Raw genomic sequence first — 19,423 nt, 5'->3', positions numbered from 1 at the left:
TGTAACTTTCGATATTCTTGCTTTACAGGTTGATCTAAAGGTTTGTCGAACATACTCTTCCCCACAAGAAGAGTCAATAATGTTCGAATTACCTGTTCTTGATAGTTTATAAAATTTAATAAATAGGTTATAATTTGAGGATACAAGATTGTCACTTCCTTTATTTAGGGATTTAGTGTCGGTGTGGTAACCTCACTATTACCTAAATTTCAGGGGGTGGCAATTTTTTTGCTCAAAAAGCCCTCTAATATAGGATTTACTAACCTATTTACTATAAAAGTTTTGACAATACGNACCTGTTCTTGATAGTTTATAAAATTTAATAAATAGGTTATAATTTGAGGGTACAAGATTGTCACTTCCTTTATTTAGGGATTTAGTGTCGGTGTGGTAACCTCACTATTACCTAAATTTCAGGGGGTGGCAATTTTTTTGCTCAAAAAGCCCTCTAATATAGGATTTACTAACCTATTTACTATAAAAGTTTTGACAATACGCATTTACGATTAAGGGGGAAATTATGAAAAAAAAGAAAGAGATTTCTACTAAAAAGTTGCTTGGAATTGCCGGTCTTGGCTGGATGTTTGACGCAATGGACGTGGGGATACTTTCCTTTATTATTGCTGCTCTACAAAAGGATTGGGGCTTATCTGTCCAGCAAATGGGCTGGATTGGCAGTGTGAATTCGATCGGGATGGCTGTTGGAGCGCTTGTTTTCGGATTAATGGCTGATCGCATAGGGCGTAAAGCGGTTTTTATCATTACTTTGCTTCTATTTTCAATCGGAAGTGGTGTTTCAGCATTTACCACGACATTAACAGCATTCTTGATATTCAGATTTTTCATTGGCATGGGTTTAGGAGGAGAGCTTCCCGTTGCATCTACGTTAGTTTCTGAAAGTGTATCGGTTGAAAAGCGAGGAAAAGTAGTCGTTCTGCTTGAAAGCTTTTGGGCTGGAGGGTGGTTAATAGCAGCAATCCTTTCATTTTTTGTCATCCCTAAATTTGGATGGCAAGCAGCACTTTTATTAAGTGCATTACCTGCTTTTTATGCACTATATCTCCGTCTGAATTTGCCTGATTCACCGAAATTTCAAGCTGTTCAAAAGCAACAAAGACTATCCATTCTTCAAAATCTTATAAAGGTATGGTCGAAAGAGCATGTACGCCAAACCACCATGCTATGGATTCTATGGTTTTGCGTAGTGTTCTCTTATTATGGAATGTTCTTATGGCTGCCGAGCGTTATGGTTATGAAGGGTTTCAGTATGATCAAAAGCTTTCAATATGTATTAATCATGACGTTGGCTCAATTACCAGGCTATTTTACAGCTGCTTGGTTTATTGAACGATTGGGAAGAAAGTTCGTCTTGATTACCTATTTAATCGGAACTGCAACTAGCGCTTATTTCTTTGGAACAGCCGAATCCTTATCTTTATTATTAACATCCGGAATTTTTCTTTCATTCTTTAATCTTGGTGCTTGGGGAGCGCTTTACGCTTATACCCCTGAACAATATCCGACTGTGATCCGAGGTACTGGTGCCGGAATGGCTGCATCTTTTGGAAGAATCGGTGGAATATTAGGACCTCTGCTTGTCGGTTATTTTGTAGCACAAAAAACGTCCATCACAACCATATTTACAATCTTCACAATTGCCATTCTCATAGGAGCTTTTGCTGTTTTTACATTAGGAAAAGAAACAAAACAAAAGGAACTAGTATAAGAAGATCCAGCAGTTTTCTCTGCTGGTTCTTTTTTTAAAAAGGATTGAATAGGATGTCAGTGATAGCAGATAACTTGTCCAATGTTTGGAGGAATCCAACAAAAAAAATATTTTTTATTATGTTGAAACTAATCATCGTTTCAATCGTCTAATAAAGTAGTAGAAGATATCAAAACAGGAGGCTTCCAAAAAATGAAAAAAGCCTTGATTACTATACTCATACTTAGCATTTTACCTGTCACATTTGTAGCTGCTGAAAAAGAAAGAAACACGGTAGAAGAAAGAACTGCTTTTGTTCATTTTGTTTCTGCTAAAGAAGGGAATTACGCTAAAGTTGATTGGATCGAATGGTATGAAGGCGAGAAAGCCAACCAAGAAGCAGAAATCGATGGGGAATGTTATGAAGAAGAGGGCAAATGTGTAGTGCCTGATGGATATTACATACGAAATTCCGACACGGAAACGGAAAAGCTACCGATTGACCAAGGTGCCACGTTTATTATGCAAACCTATCAGCTAGACCAAACAAATGAAATCAACTGGAATCAAGAAGTTACACTAGAAGAGTTCATGAGAGAAGTGACCTCAAAGGATCGATATGAAATGATCCCTTTTCACATAAAAATAAAAGACGGAAAAATCATTTCCATTACTGAGCAATATATTCCGTAATGTGAATGGAGAGACGTTTGGATAACAGTGCAAAATAATGTTAATGAAAAAGACAGGCACGTTCATGATTAAGTAGTTCCGTTATCGTGGAGAAACATATGAAATTGCATATTCATTTTAGGGCTATCCGAAAAGGGCAATTTCATTAAAAATTGAAAATCAAGAATGGTGATAATCCATATTCTTGAACATAAAAAGGGGCATCCAAAAGCCGAAAATTCGACTTATTGGACAGCTCCTTTTATAATCTTTGTTATATCAACGAATATCGTATTCTTAATAGTAGAAAGGAAAGAATGGTGACATGATTATCGAATTAGATGAACAAGCAAAAAGGTGGATTGAATCAAAAGGAAACCATTTAACAGTAAAAAATGTTGAGGTAAAAGGCTGCTGTTTTGTAGGGGTTCAAGAATTAGTTGCTATACCAAAAAAACCAAAGGCTTTGGAACGATATAATCAGTATAAAGTTGATACTCTCTCAATCTATGTACATAAAAATATTAACTCAGACGAAAAGATTCATTTAAAACTGTCGGGAATTGGATTGTTACAATCGATTTCAGCCAATGTCTCTGCCATTATTTAGTTAAGTGAGATTTACGACCCTAGTAGAAATGAATAGAATCTTTTTCATAGGTATTCTCCAACGATGGCACTTTACGTATATAATACGGATTGTGCTTTTTTATTTAATAATAGAAATAGTAGGAGGTAAATGCATGAATAATACCAATTGATCATGTTTTTCATTTAAAAAAGTCGTATTTTTGGGGAAAAAAAATCCCTCCTATGTAACAGCATGTTTATTTCATACTGTCACATAGGAGGGATCATATTAGCTTAAGTTTGGGGATATTTTTCTTCAATCAAATGTAAAATGCTCTTAAATGTAAGATATTCAAGAATTTTCCCGACTAGACATGATGTTGCTTATTCTCTTTAAAGAGCAAGATCCTGATCGACAGGGACAGTATTTTTTGCCCGCTGCTTTTTTGATTTCTTAAAATAAAGCAATTCGTAAATACACGGAATCACGATCAGTGTCAGTAGGGTAGCAACAGCCAGCCCGCCTATTACTACGACAGCTAAGCTTTGGGATACTAAACTACCCGTTTCTGCTTTTTTGAATAACAGTGGTAGCATAGCTGAAATGGTTGCTACAGCAGTCATCATAATTGGTCGCATTCTCGTCGTCGATGCATCAACAATTGCGTCACGAATGATCATTTTTTGCTCGTTTTGCTTAACACGATCTAAAAGGACAATTGCGTTTGTTACAACGATTCCAATCAGCATAAGAGCACCCAAAAGCGCTGTTATATCAACCGAAATTCGGCTGATTAATAGGCCTAAAATAGCTCCGATTGCTGCAAGAGGAAGAGCAAATAATATGGCAATAGGTGCTCTGAATGATTTAAATGTAATAACCATAATTAAAAAGACGATTCCTATAGATACAAGCATTGTAAGGAATAAATCCGTAAAATCATCTGACTGCTGGGCACTTGCACCGCCAACGAAAACCTCTACATCTTCAGGTAAATCCATGCCTTTTTTGTCTTTTTTATCACCGAAAATTTCAAGATTAATCTTACTAGAAATTTCAGATAGCTTAGCCGGATCTACAGTTGCTGATACTTGAAGGTAGGTATTACCATCCTTATGGAAACGGTTCGTTGTACTTTCTTCACTTTTTAATGAAGCAATTTTTGATACAGGAACCATGCCAGCCTGTGTCATGATCGGAATATTTTTTAAATCTTCAGGCGTTTTTGTGTCAAGAACCGGCTCAAGAATGACAGGTGTTTGCTTCTCATTTAAGGAAATCGTACCAATCGGTGTTCTATTTAACATAACACCTAGCTGCTGCGCAATTTGTTCAGTGTTTCCTTTCGTAGGATCAACGATTAAAGAGTAAACAGTTTTCTTTGCTTCTTGATTGGTTGTAACTTTTTCAACTCCATCAATATCTTTAATCTTTTCTTTAATATCGTTAGCAGCTGCTTCAAGATCTTTAACATCATCTCCAATTACATCAATTGTAATGTTCGTTTTAGATCCTGCCCCCATGAATGATGCAGCGGAGGCTGAAAACTCAGCACCAGGATAATCATCCTTGAACTTTTCCACTTCTTTTAGAATTTTGTCCGTGTCATCTTGATCTTTTAACATAATACTAATGGTCGCTTCAGTAGGTGAAGTTACCACACCGTATTGGGCAGTTTCGGCTGACGTTCCTAATTGTACGAAAACATATTTCACTTCATCTATTTCCCGAATAGAGTTTTCGAGTTCAATAGCTTTTTCTTTTACTTTTTCGACAGGCGTATCATTCGGATAGCTTAAAGAAACACCTATATAGTCTGCTGTGGAGTTATCAACTGCACCCTTCGGCATGGCAAAATACGTACCAATAGAACCGGCAAACAGCAGGAATGCAATAGGAAGCACAACCCATTTATGATTTAAAGACCAGGTTACGAGTCTTGTAAAACGAACAGCCGGTTTATGCTTTGGCAAATTTGTGTTCTTCAAAATTCCAGCACTCATTAAAGGTACAACAGTCAATGCTACGATTAAGGAAGCGAGCAAAGAATAGGTAACCGTTAAGGCAAACGGTAGAAGGAATTCCTGAAGCCCGCCGTTCAATAAGCTCATTGGTAAGAAAACGGCTACTGTTGTTAATGTAGAAGCAGTAATCGCTACACCCACTTCTTTTGTTGCATCCATTACCATTTGCACAGAGAATTTTTCTTTTTGCATTTTACGGAAAATGTTCTCAATCACGACAATACTGTCATCAACTAGACGTCCAACGGCAACTGCTACCCCGCCCAGCGTTAAAATATTTAATGTAATGCCAGACCATGATAGTAGGAATAGTGTAAAGCAAAGGGATAACGGTATTGAAACGATTGTAATAAAGGTGGACCGGATATTTCGTAAAAACACCATAATAACTATTGTTGCAAAAAATGCGCCAAGAAGCACCTCTTTCATCATGGTATGAACAGAGGTCTCGACCATCTCAGCAGTTGATAAGTATACAGTCGACTCTAGATGAGGGTATTTCTTGTTTATTTCCTTCGTTAATTTTTCGATTTCTTTGTTGAGGATTACAGCATTTGAATGGCTGTCCTTTGTAATGCTTATGTCAATACTGTCTTTTCCGTTAAAACGGCTAATGATGTTTTCATTTTTCGTTTCTTCAATCTTTGAGATATCTCCAAGTGTGACATTTGGGGCCACTGAAATTCCTTTTAATTTTTCAATACTCGTTACGTCTCCTAAAACCTTAATATTGCTCGTTTTTCCATCCATAATTTTTTCTCCGATGGCTATAGCAGTATTTTGGCCTTGAAGAACGCCCATGACATTTTGGAGAGGTACTTGCTTTTCTGCCAATCTGACATGATCGATTTTTACTGAAATCACGGATTCGGACATCCCAAACGTTTGAACACTTGCAACCCCTTTAATATCCTTATACAGAGGTAGTAGTTCTTCCTTGACAAAATCAAGATTTTCAGAGGTTACGCCTTCTTTAAAAGTTACGGCTATGAATGATATGGGAATCATAGAAGTATTAAGCTGAGTAACAGAGGGCTTAGATATGTTTGGTGGAAGGGCTACTTTGTTGAGTGCATCTTGGACATCTTGTTTTGCTTGCTTCATATCAGAACCTGCTTCAAAAAACAGGTCGACCTTTGAAAAACCATCACCAGTAGTGGAGTAAACAGAGCGTTTTCCTTTTATTCCTGTGACAGCACTTTCGATTGAATTTGTAACCTGTGTTTCCATTGTTTTTGAATCAGTACCTTGACCCAAAGTGACGATCGTAATTTGTGGATTATCAGCTTCCGGTAAAAACTCCATTGGGAGCCTAAAGTAACTGACAATTCCCACGGCTAAAATTAATAGGGTCATTAACGAAACAGCAGCCTTGTTCTTGAAAGACCATTTTGTAAACCAAGACATAGATAACCTCTCCTTTTTGGTACAAATTACCTGCAAATTCTGAGTAGAATCGTATCACATTTAATCATATTAGGAAAGAAAAAAATATATTAAGAATCTTTTATTTTTGGTGTCAGGCACCGTTCGTGGACAAATGTCCTTATCTAGTAGACACCCTTTTTGAAAGTTTTACGTAATGTTGGAACTTTTCTGTTAATAATACGTATAAATTTTAAAATTGATCAAGGAGTTGATTCTATGATGAACGAGAATACGTGTCCAAAGTGTAACAGTACTGAATTTGCACAAGGAACTGATTTTATGGGAATAAAGCCTTTAGACAAGAAATTTTCAATAATAAGTTCTACAATAAATGGATTATTGGATAGCCACAGAATATATTGGTGACACACCTGACAAATTACTGAAATTAGAAATCCCTGCATCCAAATGGGCTGTATTTGAAGTCAATGGTCCAATGCCAGATGCGATGCAGAGAGTGTGGAAGAAAATTTTTTTAGAATGGTTTCCATCAAGTGGCTTTCAGCATGCCGGCACACCAGATATAGAAGTATACCCAGACAAAGATCCTTACAGCCCTGATTACTATTCTGAAATTTGGATCCCCGTAAAATAATAGGGGCAGTATTTGTAAATATAAGAACAAAAGAATAAAAAGACTGTTGACCGTATTGAAGAGGTTAAATTACTTAAACCAATCTTAAGTAAAGAAGTATATTAAGAAAAATCATGTACCTGTTATTTTGAGCAAGAAGGGAGCTTCACTTACATAAGTGAGGCTGTTTTTTATGGTTCGATCAGCTTTTTTTATATTGCAAGACTTCAAACATGTATGGATAAAAAATTGGATGAATGCATTATATATGGAAAAAATAAAAAAGAAAGGGGTGTTTACATGAAGAGACAGAAACAAGCAATCAATGAACCAACTATTGCTGAAGGAATGAATACAGAAGATGAGCTACAAAAGAGTGCTACCAAAGAGGAAATTGAAAAGGGTGAATATACGCGCGTTACCACATTATCATTAGACGAAAATGATCCAAGCTAATTAATGAATGAGAGCCATTATATCAAAGGATTTAGTGTGAGAACGATTATTAAAAGATGTTTTTTAGATTGAATTCTAAAAAGGTCCTTCTATTCATCAAAAAAAGAAGGGAAGAACATCTAGTCTTCCCTTTTAAATGTATAGTATAGGTCAATTTCTTATTCTTATTACTATCTATGACATACACTTTTCGGTCGTCAGCTCAAGATATTGGTCGTCAGGCAGGATATATCGGTCGTCAGCCAACATATATCGGTCGTCAGGCAGGATATATCGGTCGTCAGCCAACATATATCGGTCGTCAGGCAGGATATATCGGTCGTCAGCCAACATATATCGGTCATTAGGCAGGATATATCGGTCGTTAAGCAGGATATATCGGTCGTCAGCTCAAAATATCGGTCGTCAGGCAGGATATATCGGTCGTCAGCCAACATATATCGGTCGTCAGCCAACATATATCGGTCGTCAGGCAGGATATATCGGTCGTCAGGCAGGATATATCGGTCGTCAGCCAACATATATCGGTCGTCAGGCAAGATATATCGGTCGTCAGCTCAAAATATCGGTCGTCAGCCAACATATATCGGTCATTAGGCAACATATATCGGTCGTCAGGCAACATATATCGGTCGTCAGCTCAAAATATCGGTCATCAGCCAACATATATCGGTCGTCAGCTCAAAATATCGGTCATCAAGCAAGATATATCGGCCTTTAACCAAAATACATTTAGTCAACAACAATATAGGCGATCATAGGTATATCTTGTCCATGATGTCCATGTGTATCACAGATTAAACGATAGATTCCTTCTTCTTTAAATTTTATTGGAATGACGGTTTCTTGTCCTTTCTTTACAACACCCTTTATATCAGTTCCTTCAATATGAAAGGGATGTTCGCTGCCATTTACCCCGTGAATGACTAATGTAACATTTTCGTCTTGCGGAACATATATTGTGCCTGGATCCCATCTGTACGCCTCGATTACTTTTCCATCTTCCGTTTTGGATGAAAATTCGCCCGTAACCATATGAATTTCTAAATTTGCGTTGGATTTTTCCAAACTTGCAGTCGAAGTCGATTGTGAAGATAAATAAAACCAACAACTAATGATAAATACAATAAAAGCTAAAGCATAGAAAAGCCATTTTTTCTTAATCAAAACAAATTGCATAATTCCTCCTCCTATTCTTGGTTTATTCATTTTTATGATGGGTATGAGGAAAACTTGTCTACTTATCAAAAAATTAGGGTCGTTTTTAAAAAGCAATCACTACATTAGCCATATATATACTTATTGGCATATAAGGTTTGTACGATTTATAACCTTTAGAAAGGATAAAATTAGCCGGTTATAAAGGAGCAAACCTATGATTCTCACTAAATTTATGAATGAACTTCCCATTCTTCCAATTTTAAAACCCCTTCGAAAAAATCCATTTTATACTTATTACAAAGTGAACATGACGGAATTTAAGCAATGCCTCCATAGCGAGTTAAATGAAACAACGGTCTGGGGGTATGAAGGCAGCTATCCAGGCCCAACCATTGAGGTAGAAAGTGGAGATAAAGTGTTCATAAAATGGTGCAACAGCCTTCCTAAAAAGCATCTTTTGCCGGTAGATTATACGGTGCATGGTGCCCATTTAGATGTGCCGGAAGTAAGAACAGTGGTCCATGTACACGGAGCTAGTGTTGAAGCAGAAAGCGATGGCTATCCAGAGGCTTGGTTTACTAATGGATTTGAACAAGTGGGGCCTTATTTTACAAAGAAAGTATATGAATACTCTAATTACATGCGTGCTTGTACCCTTTGGTATCACGACCATGCTCTTGGTATCACCAGACTTAATATTTATGCTGGATTGGCAGGATTTTACCTGATACGAGATCAACAAGAACGGTTATTGAATTTACCAAGAGGTCCATATGAAATTCCTCTGATCATTCAAGATAAATCCTTTCATAAAGATGGTTCTCTTTATTATCCGAGGCAGCCTAAAGAATCAGTCCCGGGATTAGAAACATCGATCGTTCCTGAATTTTTTGGAGACACCATCCTGGTCAATGGAAAAGTATGGCCCTATTTAAAAGTAGAACCACGTAAATACCGGTTTAGATTACTTAATGCTTCGAACTCCCGTTTCTTTAGGATAAAGCTAGACTCAGGTCAGCTTATGTATCAAATTGGAACAGATCGAGGATTTATGAAATACCCGATCGGAATAAAAGAAATCATTTTATCTCCTTCAGAAAGAGCGGATGTCATTATTGATTTTGCCAATCTTGATGGAAAGAATATGATTTTAACGAATGATGCCCCTGCTCCTTTTCCAGATGGCGAGCCGACCAATAAAGATACGGGAACAATCATGGAATTTAGAGTGACACTTCCTCTTTCAAGTATTGATACGAGTGTAATTCCTTCCTATTTGAGTTCTTTTCCAAAAATGAAAGAAGAATCAGCGTCAAAGGCACGGTATCTAACGTTAGATGAAAAAACAGATCAGTACGGTCGTCCTCTAATGTTATTAGATGATAAAAAATGGGATGCACCCATTACAGAAAATCCAAAATTGGGAACAACCGAAATATGGTATCTTATCAATTTAACGAAAGATTCCCATCCTATTCATATTCATTTAATAGATTTCCAAGTCCTAGACAGAAGAGCTTTCGATGTTGACCGATTTAAAAAGGAAAGAGTCATTCATTATACAGGGCCATCGATTCCTCCTGAACCACAAGAAAGAGGTTGGAAGGATACAGTGCGAGCTAATCCTAAAGAGGTAACAAGAGTGATTATGAATTTTGGGCCATATACTGGATTGTATGTGTGGCACTGTCATATGTTGGAGCATGAGGATTACGAAATGATGCGACCGTTTGTGGTGATCCGATCATAGACTTTGAGAGATCCTATCATCGGAAGAAGGTGACACCAACAACTTGTCTTGAGAGTAGCTCGAGTTTGTGTAAAAAAAAGGAAAATTGAGAGTAGGTAACGAAAGAACTTAGATGAAGAGTCATTAGGGAGGAGGACTTGCATGTTAATTAGTAATCAGTTAGAAGACATAAAGGAGCTTCAACGTCAATGTGAAGAAAATGATCAGATTTTCTTTCTCTGAATATCAAATGAAATGGTCAGGAATTGAATTAGTGGGGGATGATGACGTAACAATTCTTTTTAGAGGTGGAAGCAAAAAATTCTAACGCATTACGATTATATGAATCTTGTGGTTTTACTACGATTCATGTACAGCATTATGATCAATATATAATAAAATAAAAATAGGCTAGGGGAATGATGGGTCAATGGCTCCATCAAAGTTCCCCTACTAAAAATACAAAAGAAAAAGGAGGATAAATATGCAAAAACGACCAGAAATCGGTGAATTTGCCCCATATTATTTACCATACGTAAACTTAGTACCAGAAGGAGACCTATTACATATTTTAAAGGAGCAAATGGAGGAAACAATCCATTTGCTTCAGAACATATCAGAGACACAAGGTCAGTTCCGATACGCTCCTGAAAAATGGAGTATAAAAGAAGTGATTGGCCATATGGCTGATACGGAACGTGTTATGGGATATAGACTCCTATGCATTGCCCGAGGAGATACGGTGTCCCTTCCTGGTTTTAACGAAAATGATTATGTTCTTCATGCTTCTTTTAATAAACAATCCATGGAAGACCTCCTTGAAAATTTGAATGCAGTCCGACAATCCACTTTGCATTTAATCAAGAATTTGGACCGAGAAGCTTGGCTACGAAGAGGAATTGCAAACAACCATGAAGTTACGGTTCGTGCACTTGCAACGATTATGGCGGGTCATGAACTACATCATCGCAAAATCATAAAAGAACGCTATTTGGGTTCAGAATCCTATCCATTGAGCTAAATGAGGGGAAGTTCTGCTGGAACATATGCCTTAAAATAAAAAAAGCTAGAATCGTTTTATTCTTTCCTTTTCTGCAGTAATATAAAAGTAATGTTTTTTAAACTTAACTAGTAATAAATGGAGTGAAATAATATGAAGGCAGTTATTCATGCAGAAAAACCTGGTTACGATGGGCTATTTTATGGTGAGATAGAAGAGATGCACCCGAAAGCAGGAGAAGTAAGGGTGAAATTGAAAACGGCAGGTTTAAATCATCGTGATTTAATGGTTCTTCATCGCCATAAATCAACTGATCCACCGTTAGTCATCGGCTCAGACGGTGCTGGGATCATCGATGCTGTTGGTGAAGGAGTCATAAACGTTCAAGTAGGGGATGAAGTGATGATTAACCCTAGTCTTGGATGGAAGGAAAAAAGCGATGCGCCTCCTAAAGGTTTTGAAATTCTAGGACTTCCTTTTCATGGAACGTTTGCAGAATATGTAGTGGTTCCAGCAGAAAACGTTGTACATAAACCGAAGTTTTTAACTTGGGAAGAAGCTGGTGTATTGTCATTAGCTGCACTTACGGCTTATCGGGCATTGTTTACAAGAGGTCAGGTACGTAAAGATATGAAGGTACTAATACCAGGAATCGGCAGTGGAGTAGCCACGTTTTTATTACAATTTGCTAAAGCGGTAGGGGCTACAGTGTATGTTACGTCCCGGTCACAGGACAAATGTAAGAAAGCCCTGGAACTTGGTGCAGACAAAGCCCTTGATAGCAATGAAGACTGGAATGAAGCACTTGGCGGAGAAAAAGTGGATCTCGTCATTGAATGTGTAGGAGCTGCAACTTTCAACAAGTCGCTCGATCAGCTACGTCCGGGTGGAACCATCGTTACGTTTGGATCCTCTACAGGAGATGTCATCCAATTCGATTTACGTAAGTTTTTCTATGGCCAGTATAATCTTCTCGGTTCAACGATGGGAAGTGCGGAAGAATATAAAGAAATGCTCCAGTTTATTGAAACGCACCACATTAAACCTGTTATGGATCAAATGTATTCACTAGATCAATTTGACCAAGCATTCCATCGAATGGAAACGGCAGCTCAATTGGGGAAAATTGGATTTTATATCGACTAATTCAGCCTTTAAATAGAAAAAGGAGATCGGAACAGCGATCTCCTTTTCTATTTCTACTAATGATTTGCTAGCAAAGGGAAAAACCTCAACATTTGCAAGCTAATTATAAGAACATCGCAACAATTGACGCAGTAAGAAAGCTTGCCAATGTTCCGCCGATTATAGATTTTAGACCAAGCTGAGCAACTTGGCTTCTTTTTGAAGGCTCTAATGAACCTAATCCTACAATTAGTTGACCAATAGAAGAAAAGTTGGCAAAGTTACAAAGAGCAACTGAGAGAATGGCTACGGTTTGTGGTGACAATGTTTCTTTTACTTTTGTAAGAGACATATAGGCAACAAACTCATTGGCAGCCAATTTTGTTCCAATAATTCCAGCAGCCTGCATCGCTTCTGATGCTGGGATTCCGATTAACAGGGCAAGAGGATAGAAAAGATAACCAAAAATAGATGCAAGATCTGTATGGATTAAGCCAAGTGCTCCATCGATAAGTGCTAATATTGCGATGAAAGCAATCAGCATACCGCCAACATTAATAGCAAGCATAACCCCACTTGTAGTTCCTTCGGCAATCGCTTCAAATATATTGGAATGATTGGTCTTCATCATGGACACATTGCCATTAGATTGTGATTCTTCCGTTTCCGGCTCCATAATTTTAGAAATTATGAGTGACGCGAGAGGCACACTGAAAACAGCAATTAATAGATATTTCATATCAATACCCATTAATGAATAACCAACCAGGATCGCCCCACTTGCGGAAGCCGTACCTCCTACCATAACGGCAAACATCTCAGATCGGGTCAATATTTTTAAATAAGGTTTGACTAACAAAGGAGCTTCGACCAATCCAAGAAATGAATTTCCAACTGCACTAAATGTTTCTACCTTTGTCGTTCCGAGAATTTTCCCTAATAGAGTCCCGATGATTCGGACAAAAAATGGAATAACACGCATGTAGTACAGGGCTGAAGTAAGAGCAGAAATAAAAATAATGACAGTTAATACATTGAAGGCAAAGACAAATTTAATATTTGTTCCCTCAAACAGCCCTCCGAATACAAATTGGATTCCTTCATTACTGTAGTTAATGACTTTTTGAACCCCGGCCGATATTTTTTCTAACAACAATTGTCCAGCCTTGGATTTTAAAACAAACATAACAAATAAAATTTCCAATACGACTCCCACTGTGATTGGCCGCCAATTAATTTTTTTCTTCTGACTGCTTAAAATCCAGCTAAGCGCAATAACCCCCAAAATAGATAAAAGACCCATAGCGATTTTCATTTTTTTCTCCTCTCCAAAGCACACTAAATTTTGTTTAAAGAGACTCTCAATGTATAATCATCAAAATAGGTATGATGTCCGACCTCTATTGCGGTGTGAATTCCCTACAAAAAAAGGTGAATCATAAGGTTTTAATTTCCAATAGAATTCAAACAAAAAACCGCACACCTAAACTGTCTGCAATAAGAGAAAGCTTAGGCATGCGGTTTATATTCTTTTAAAACCAAAAGTAAGCCTTCTCTTATAGTCTGACAATTTACGGTTGTCAGGTAGAAACTTATGGACCATATTTCCATGATTATATAAGAGAATCGTATGAAATTTTGAAGTTATTCTATCAGCCTATTATGAAAAAAACAATGTCTTCTAAAATAATTCTACAAGTAAAATAATTCGATCTATTTTATATTTTTACGGAACTGCTCATACCAAGAACGTGTCTGCTTTGAATCATGACCATTTATGAAGATTTTTTTGTTTTTTAATTCGATATACAAGTAGGGAGAAGAGTTTTTATGAATGAAAAGTAGGCTGCTGCCATATTCCTTAACTGTGAAATGACCTTTTGCCATCGTTGATAGACCGAAGCCATTTTGCTTCCAAGTTACTTCAGGCATTTCTTCCATTAATTCAACTCGCTGAATGTCCTGATACTTCCATTCATCTCCATACATTCCGGTAATTTCAAATGAATCATTTTTAGGAATCAATTTATGATCTTGATAACCTAAAAACATAGTAGCACTAATAAAACCAATTACTACAACAAACAGGAGAGAATTAATAAGATAACTTCTTTTCCTTTTTTTCGGAATCTCATATTTGGATAAATAGATAAGACCCCCGAGTAAAAATACAATCATAAAGCCAAATTGAACTTCTATTGCATATTTGAATGAGGTGAAATGCAAAGGCAGCAATACGCTCATGCCGACAGCGGTTGTCATCAACAAGCTCCCAATCTTTTGTGGTAAACCATTTTGAATTAATTGCTGCTGTTCTTCCTTCGAACGATTTTCAAAACCGGAAATCATCCAATACGTTTTCATGTTGCGAATTGCCCAGCCGATCAAGAATAACAGTACGATCACAAAAAATTGAACGGCAATAAGAAACCACATTATCATCTCTCCTTTTGTATGAGAAAACACTTTTATTTTATATTACGTTTATGTTAGATGTGAGATCATGTCAGATTCCTATACGTTATAACCTATTTTAAAGAAAAATGGTTAATTTTTATAGTAACGTTATATTTCATTTGTGCTATTATGAACGTTTATAAAAACGTCAACTCTACTTGCAATTGGACAAAACGACATTTCATCATCACTTGTCATGATGGGTCTGGCTTTTGTTCTATCTCTATGCTCGGAAGCTGATGCTTTTATCGCCTCTTCATTTAGCAGTACGTTTGCGACCGGATCGATTGTCGCTTTCCTAGTATTCGGACCGATGGTTGATATCAAAAACATGTTAATGATGCTTGGAGTCTTTAAAAAACGTTTTGTTTTTGTGTTAATATCCTATATTGCTATCTTAGTGCTGCTCGGATCACTTTTGCTATAAAGGAGGGGAAACAATGTTTCGAACACTCATCTTAATGGCATTTACTTTTTTCTTTTTTCATCTTCACGCCACTGGAAATATAAGTAAATATATTAATATGAAATATTCCTATTTGTCCTATATTGCCATTTTCATCTTTGCAATCCTGACCATTGTGCAGGCGTATTATTATTTGAAGTGCGAAAAAGAGCATGAATCACATGTGTGCTGCGATCACGATCATGATCATGAAAAAGACAAGCCATTTTATCAAAGAATAGGTATTTATGTGATTTTTGTTTTTCCGATTATAGCGGGAATATTTTTTCCAATTGCAACACTTGATTCAACGATTGTAAAATCCAAAGGCTTTTCTTTTAAAAGTATCGAAACAGGCGAGCCATTTGCTCAAACTCAATATCTTCGTCCCGATACGAGCATTTACTACGGGAAAGAAGGATATGATGAATTAATGCAAAAAGAGTTGAAAAAGTATTCTTCGAAAGATGTAATTGCTCTTAAGGACGAGGATTATTTAAAAGGAATGGAAACCATTTATAATTATCCCGGTGAATTTTTGGGAGATACCATTAGTTTTGATGGGTTTACTTTTAAAGGTGAAGCTATGAATAAACGGCAAATGTTTGTTCTTAGATTTGGGGTCATACATTGCATCGCCGATTCGGGGGTTTTCGGTATGCTGGTTGAATTTCCTGAAGATATTCAAATGAAAGATGATCAGTGGATCCATGTAGAAGGAACATTGTCATCCATGTATTATCAACCATTTAAATCAACGATTCCTGTTTTAAAGGTAAAGGAATGGAATAAAATTAAACAGCCTGAAGATCCTTATGTGTATCGGAATTAATGATCTTGTATGAAGTCTCAAGATGATCAAGAGATCTGTAATAAAAGAGTAGAAGACGAAAAACAGTCTTCTACTCTTTTAAATTTCAAAGGTATGATTAGCCAGCTTTTATATAGGTCGGAAAATGTTTCGCTTAAATGGTTGAGGTTTTCGCTTAAATCAAGGAGCTGAACGCTTAATTCGAAGGGGTTTTCGCTTAAATCAAGGAGCTGAACGCTTAAATCAAGTGAGTTTTCGCTTAAATCAAGGAGCTGAACGCTTAATTCAAGTGAGTTTTCGCTTAAATCAAGGAGCTGAACACTTAAATCAACAAAACTTTCGCTTACATACATATTTTTATATTTTGGGAGAATACTAGCTCAGGCTTATATGGTGATGTATTTAGGCAGGGAAGTAAAAAAAAACATTTAATGTAACAAAATATCCAAAATTAAAACCATAACCTGCAGGAAATATGTTGAAAGATATCGAATTTTAATTCCAAACTAATAAAAGGAGTGAAAAGCTTGATTGTTAAAGAACGAACTATTCCATTAAAAATTAAAGTTGGCGAAGCGTTGTTAAGAAGGTTTCCTAATGACCAATTATTTCGCGAAGAATTGCAAGAGGAATTAGATAAGAGGTGGGCCGGTTATCGGGGAGAGCAGTCTTTAGATCATTATTTGAATCTCTTAGATGAGAAGAAATTCTTGATTTTCCACGACCTAAACCTCCCATGGGGTGATTATACCTTCCAGATTGATACCCTGCTCCTTTCTCCTCATTTAGCCATTATTATCGAAGTAAAGAACATGGCTGGTACGTTATTTTTTGACCAAGTATTTCATCAATTGATTCGGACCAATGAAAATGGGAAAGAAGAAGGCTTCGCTGATCCAATTACTCAGGCAAGCCTCCACGAGCTTCAACTGAAACAATTCCTTGAAAAATATAATCTCCCAAAAGTACCGATCGAATATGCTGTGGTAATTTGCAATAAATACAGTATATTAAAAACGAACCCCGGACACCGAAGGATTTTTCAAAAAGTGTTTAAAGCTCCTCGGCTCATGAACCGAATTCATGACCTGGAAATGCAGTACCCAAAGGAAGTCCTCTCCTCAAAAGAACTCCGCAAAATCAGTCGTTTTCTGCTAAAAAAGAATACCCCTCCCAGAAAGCTTTTTTTAGACCGATACCTCATTTCAAAAAAACAGTTAAAAACCGGAATCCATTGTCCTTCTTGTTTTCATATTCCTATGAATCGAATAAAAAGGCAATGGCATTGCCCAGCCTGCAACACCTTTTCGAAAGATGCACATATTTATTCACTATACGATTATTTCTTATTGATTGATTCGAAGATTACAATTCAGCAGTTTCGTGAGTTTGCTCATCTTAAATCAAGAGATGCCGCATCTAGATTACTAACCTCTACTAATTTTCCTAGTACTGGAACCACAAAAGACCGATACTACCATGCACCTTCAAATTTTTATAGAGAGTAGGCGGCCCGTGGAAAAGGTTTCGCTTAAATCAAGGGTCTGAACGCTTAAATAAACCGAGTTTTCGTTTAAATCGAGGGGCTGAACGCTTAAATCGAAGGGGGTTTCGCTTAAATCAGTGAGTTTTCTCTTAAATGTAAGGTCTGAAAAACTATATGAGTGCTAGGACTTAGAGGGTTTCTGGACCAGGAATTAGGGGAGAATTGTCTAAAAATATAAAGCCTACAGTAAATTATGGCAGTCTTTGCAAATTCAGTTAATATACAAAATGGATGCCAGTCAACCATCAAAGACAATTGTCGTTGAATGGGGGCTGGCTATTTTAAAAATGATCAAATTGTTTTTTGTGTTAGATCCCAGTTTTTAGTTCAAAAAAGCACCTACTATTAAGCAGATGCTTTCAAAACCAAAATAACGAAGAATTTTCAATAGATTTATAGATTCAGCTTCTCATAAATTTTTAAATTAGCATAAATAGAGTTTAGGGCAGGGGTTTCCATTCCTTTTTCTTCAGCGATTTTTAAAAGATACCCAAAGAAGTGATCGGCTTCAGTTGGAAGTCGTTTTTCCATATCTCTTTGTAGAGAAGATTTCATTTGATAACCAATTTCGGTCAGTTTTTTTAATAACACATCTTCAATATGAAGAGCTAAAGGTGCGTTAGCTATTCTCATGATATTAGCGGATTCATTTATGACCTTCCGAATCGTTTCCATTCCGTATTTTTGCTCACGAATCGGGCCAATTGGGGAACGGAAAAGGGAAGTGACTCCGCTAAATGTAGTAATAAACAAATACTTATGCCACATTTCTTCATTAATATTGTCTGAGAGACGGAAGGTGGCTTTTGTTCCGTGAAAAGCATCCTGCAGCTTAAGGATTCTTTCCGTTTTTTGACCGGATCGCTCTCCAAAAACTAACTCGTGAATAGGGCTGGTTTGAATTACTTTTCCGTTTTCATCCAGAGTCGTTTCAATAAAGCATAAGCCGCCAAGTACTTTATCCTTACCAAATGCTTCATCTAATTCATCGATATGGGCAATACCGTTTAGAAGCGGCAAAATCATCGTTTCCTTATGTATATAAGGGCGGATGCTTTCGATTGCACCGTTTAAGTGATAGGCTTTTGTCGAGAGAAGAATGACATCGAACGGCTCCGCTTTTTCTCCGGTTAAAACAGTCTTAGGCTCTACTATCATATTTCCATTAACACTTTCGATTACTAAACCATCCCGATCAAGCTGCTGCTTTCTTTTTTCCCTAACAAGAAATGTTACATCTTCTCCCTTTTCCAACAGACGTCCGCCAAAATAACCTCCAATGGCACCAGCACCAACAACTAAAATTCTCATAACATGAAGCCTCCTATTTAAAAAACTTTTCGCTTGCTTATCACCATTATAATAAAAGTGCACGCAGTCACGTGCACTTTTTTGGAAAGAATTATCTGAAGAGGGCGAATAATAAGCCTCCAATCATTACAATTACAAGAATCACTTTAATAAATAAGGGGAGCTCATCTTTCTCTTTCTTTCAATGATCTGACAAATACGTCATTTTCAGGTTCTCGATACCCTGAAAAATGGGTGAAATACATTGAATTAATGATAGAGGGGTGAGTATATTCACCCGTCTGCTTTGTTATGTACAGATAATGTAACAAACTATAATTAGCAAGTATTTGGCATTTGAAAAACGTGTTGAGCAAATGCTTATTTCAGTGAGTCAAAAATCGACCAACACCACAGTCAATTCTTTAA

Annotated in this window: 16 protein-coding genes, 1 pseudogene and 1 riboswitch; of the genes and pseudogenes, 12 read left to right on the top strand and 5 right to left on the bottom strand. The window is 36.9% G+C overall.

The window, feature by feature from the left end; genetic code table 11:
• Nucleotides 1-520 precede the first annotated feature (520 nt).
• The 3 genes from GD441_RS13540 (at nt 521) to GD441_RS13530 (ending at nt 2,987) form a co-directional block, all read left to right on the top strand.
• Nucleotides 521-1,726 carry an MFS transporter gene (locus tag GD441_RS13540; protein ID WP_153126964.1) on the top strand — a complete coding sequence of 402 codons (1,206 nt, stop codon included), beginning with the start codon at nt 521-523 and terminating at the stop codon, nt 1,724-1,726.
• A 192-nt stretch (nt 1,727-1,918) separates the two neighbouring features.
• On the top strand, nt 1,919-2,398 hold the full coding sequence (locus GD441_RS13535) for a hypothetical protein (protein WP_153126963.1): 480 nt from the start codon (nt 1,919-1,921) through the stop codon (nt 2,396-2,398).
• Between the two features lie 304 nt (nt 2,399-2,702).
• Nucleotides 2,703-2,987, top strand: coding sequence for a CC/Se motif family (seleno)protein (locus GD441_RS13530; RefSeq protein WP_153126962.1), 285 nt, complete (start codon nt 2,703-2,705; stop codon nt 2,985-2,987).
• A 353-nt stretch (nt 2,988-3,340) separates the two neighbouring features.
• Here the strand turns inward: GD441_RS13530 and GD441_RS13525 are convergent, their stop codons facing one another.
• Nucleotides 3,341-6,379, bottom strand: a complete 3,039-nt coding sequence (locus GD441_RS13525) for an efflux RND transporter permease subunit (protein WP_153126961.1) — start codon at nt 6,377-6,379, stop codon at nt 3,341-3,343.
• Between the two features lie 352 nt (nt 6,380-6,731).
• Here GD441_RS13525 and GD441_RS13520 point away from each other — a divergent pair, with 352 nt between their 5' ends.
• From GD441_RS13520 to GD441_RS13515, 3 genes are all read left to right on the top strand, one after another.
• Entirely contained in the window at nt 6,732-6,995 is a 264-nt protein-coding gene (locus GD441_RS13520) for a GyrI-like domain-containing protein (RefSeq protein ID WP_153126960.1), read from the top strand.
• Nucleotides 6,996-7,274: 279 nt separating this feature from the next.
• A complete protein-coding gene (locus GD441_RS17040) occupies nt 7,275-7,430 on the top strand; it encodes a hypothetical protein (RefSeq protein ID WP_191992194.1) in 156 nt (51 codons plus the stop codon).
• Nucleotides 7,431-7,566: 136 nt separating this feature from the next.
• Entirely contained in the window at nt 7,567-8,151 is a 585-nt protein-coding gene (locus GD441_RS13515) for a hypothetical protein (protein ID WP_153126959.1), read from the top strand.
• A gap of 11 nt (nt 8,152-8,162) precedes the next feature.
• Here GD441_RS13515 and GD441_RS13510 read toward each other — a convergent pair whose 3' ends face one another.
• Nucleotides 8,163-8,609: a cupredoxin domain-containing protein gene (locus GD441_RS13510; RefSeq protein WP_153126958.1), complete on the bottom strand. Its 447-nt coding sequence runs from the start codon at nt 8,607-8,609 to the stop codon at nt 8,163-8,165.
• Between the two features lie 196 nt (nt 8,610-8,805).
• Between GD441_RS13510 and GD441_RS13505 the strand changes: the two genes are divergently transcribed.
• From GD441_RS13505 to GD441_RS13495, 3 genes are all read left to right on the top strand, one after another.
• Nucleotides 8,806-10,341, top strand: a complete 1,536-nt coding sequence (locus GD441_RS13505) for a multicopper oxidase family protein (RefSeq protein ID WP_153126957.1) — start codon at nt 8,806-8,808, stop codon at nt 10,339-10,341.
• Between the two features lie 463 nt (nt 10,342-10,804).
• Entirely contained in the window at nt 10,805-11,341 is a 537-nt protein-coding gene (locus tag GD441_RS13500) for a DinB family protein (protein ID WP_153126956.1), read from the top strand.
• Nucleotides 11,342-11,473: 132 nt separating this feature from the next.
• Complete coding sequence (locus GD441_RS13495; protein WP_153126955.1) at nt 11,474-12,466, top strand: zinc-binding dehydrogenase; 993 nt, start codon at nt 11,474-11,476, stop codon at nt 12,464-12,466.
• A gap of 103 nt (nt 12,467-12,569) precedes the next feature.
• On the opposite strand, the gene GD441_RS13490 is transcribed toward GD441_RS13495, so the two are convergent.
• Together GD441_RS13490 and GD441_RS13485 are read right to left on the bottom strand one after the other, a co-directional pair.
• The gene (locus GD441_RS13490) at nt 12,570-13,760 is read right to left on the bottom strand and encodes a NupC/NupG family nucleoside CNT transporter (protein WP_153126954.1); all 1,191 of its coding nucleotides are present in this window, start codon (nt 13,758-13,760) and stop codon (nt 12,570-12,572) included.
• A gap of 224 nt (nt 13,761-13,984) precedes the next feature.
• Nucleotides 13,985-14,086: riboswitch (purine riboswitch) on the bottom strand.
• A gap of 72 nt (nt 14,087-14,158) precedes the next feature.
• On the bottom strand, nt 14,159-14,881 hold the full coding sequence (locus tag GD441_RS13485; RefSeq protein ID WP_153126953.1) for a DUF3784 domain-containing protein: 723 nt from the start codon (nt 14,879-14,881) through the stop codon (nt 14,159-14,161).
• 154 nt (nt 14,882-15,035) lie between these two features.
• On the opposite strand from GD441_RS13485, the pseudogene GD441_RS13480 reads away from it, so the two are divergent.
• The 3 genes and pseudogenes from GD441_RS13480 to GD441_RS13470 form a co-directional block, all read left to right on the top strand.
• Nucleotides 15,036-15,329: pseudogene (locus GD441_RS13480) on the top strand (permease); the annotation flags it as partial.
• Between the two features lie 13 nt (nt 15,330-15,342).
• Nucleotides 15,343-16,179 carry a TIGR03943 family putative permease subunit gene (locus tag GD441_RS13475; RefSeq protein WP_153126952.1) on the top strand — a complete coding sequence of 279 codons (837 nt, stop codon included), beginning with the start codon at nt 15,343-15,345 and terminating at the stop codon, nt 16,177-16,179.
• Between the two features lie 506 nt (nt 16,180-16,685).
• The gene (locus GD441_RS13470) at nt 16,686-17,666 is read left to right on the top strand and encodes an NERD domain-containing protein (protein WP_153126951.1); all 981 of its coding nucleotides are present in this window, start codon (nt 16,686-16,688) and stop codon (nt 17,664-17,666) included.
• 431 nt (nt 17,667-18,097) lie between these two features.
• Here the strand turns inward: GD441_RS13470 and GD441_RS13465 are convergent, their stop codons facing one another.
• On the bottom strand, nt 18,098-19,015 hold the full coding sequence (locus tag GD441_RS13465; protein WP_153126950.1) for a ketopantoate reductase family protein: 918 nt from the start codon (nt 19,013-19,015) through the stop codon (nt 18,098-18,100).
• Nucleotides 19,016-19,423 lie beyond the last annotated feature (408 nt).

The sequence above is a fragment of the Peribacillus tepidiphilus genome (assembly GCF_009466385.1).
GTDB lineage: Bacteria > Bacillota > Bacilli > Bacillales > DSM-1321 > Bacillus_BN > Bacillus_BN tepidiphilus.
Note: the sequence above shows the minus strand (reverse complement) of the source record. Positions and strands in the feature narration are given on the sequence as shown.